General features: G+C 39.7%; 2 protein-coding genes. Both read right to left on the reverse strand.

The features are described 5' to 3' along the window. Positions 1-180: 180 nt before the first annotated feature. Positions 181-672 carry a hypothetical protein gene (locus tag T368_RS0111560; protein WP_004084631.1) on the reverse strand — a complete coding sequence of 164 codons (492 nt, stop codon included), beginning with the start codon at positions 670-672 and terminating at the stop codon, positions 181-183. A 118-nt stretch (positions 673-790) separates the two neighbouring features. Further along, complete coding sequence (locus T368_RS0111565) at positions 791-1,111, reverse strand: hypothetical protein (RefSeq protein WP_004084629.1); 321 nt, start codon at positions 1,109-1,111, stop codon at positions 791-793. Positions 1,112-1,344 lie beyond the last annotated feature (233 nt).

Here is a 1,344-nt window from a genome sequence, read left to right on the forward strand (position 1 = left end):
CACCATCAACCTTAAAAAGCTGGGTTTGTTTGCGTGGTTTGTTTCCGCATACTTAGTTCCTTTTGTTTTCTTTGTCTCATTGCCCTTTCCTTTTTGTTTTTGGCTCTTTTGCTTGGCATGTTGCTTTTCCTTGTCGTGTTGAGACGAAGTCGAAACATGACAAAAATCACTCATTAAAATTTATTGCCTTTGCATTGGTAAATCTTCCTGTGGCGGTGTGTTTGCTGGTGGCGGATTCTGTGCTTGTGCGTTTGCCTGTGGGGGATTATTTGCTGCTTGTGCTGTGTTTTGCTGTGGGCTTGAGACATTCGCACTTGCTGATTTTAATCCACCTGCTGTATTTGCCGCATCAGTTATGCCTTTTTCATGGTAGGCTTTCTGTTGGTTGTAACGCTCGTTTTCTATTTGTCTTTGTTTTTCCTTTGCTTTTCTTTCATCTTCGCCTATCTTTGCTTGCCATGCACCTAAACCTAAGCCTACTAACGAATTTGCCGCACCTATTCCTACTTGCGCCCAATCTGCCGCACCCATGCCTTTACTGATATTCTGATCCTTTTGTGTATTATCTTGCTGTGGTGTTGGCAAGTTATTTACATCATAAGCAAAATTGCCAAACAATTTTTTATTTAAATCTTTGTTGCCAACAAAATCAAAACTTTGAAACGATTTCATGAATAAACCTTTTTTTATTGCTTGTCATGTTGAGCGATAGCGTTACATCTCTTTTTTTTCAAAGCAGAGATACTTCAGGGCGTAGCCCTCTTCAGCATGACAAGGAAAGTATTAAAACTTATTGTCTGCCTAATGGTAACTCTGGGCTTGTTAAACTACCACCACTCAAGCCACCACTAAGACTGCTTTCTTCTAGTTTATCGCCTTTTGCTTGTTCTGCAAAGTTTGTGCTAGTTGCCGCAGCGGCATTTGTTGCTTCATTTTGCTTTGCCTCTGCTTTTTCTAGGTTTTTTTGTTGCTGTTCGGCTTGTTTTTGTTGCTGTTCTAGCTGTTTATTTGCCGTCTCTGCTTGTTTTGTAGCTGAATAGATATTTGCTGCAGCGCCTAATGCTGCACCTACGCCACTTGCTATTGCTCCTGCTGCTTGGCCCCATGACATGTTTAATCCTTTTTATCGTTAATATTCGTCTTTGAAATGAAATAATCAAATACTAGAATATGGGTTTATCTTGCAAGGTTTATTAGCTTTGCAAGATTCCTGTTTGTTTGTTTCTTGTCTTGTTGAGACAAATCTGCCTGTTTGCTTTAACTGCAAACTAGAGACTTTAAAGCGTGAAGTATTTTGAGACGATTTTGCTTGTTTTCAAGGAAAATGCAAGGGAGTGTATTAAA

Source organism: Helicobacter bilis ATCC 51630 (assembly GCF_000686565.1).
Taxonomy (GTDB): domain Bacteria; phylum Campylobacterota; class Campylobacteria; order Campylobacterales; family Helicobacteraceae; genus Helicobacter_A; species Helicobacter_A bilis.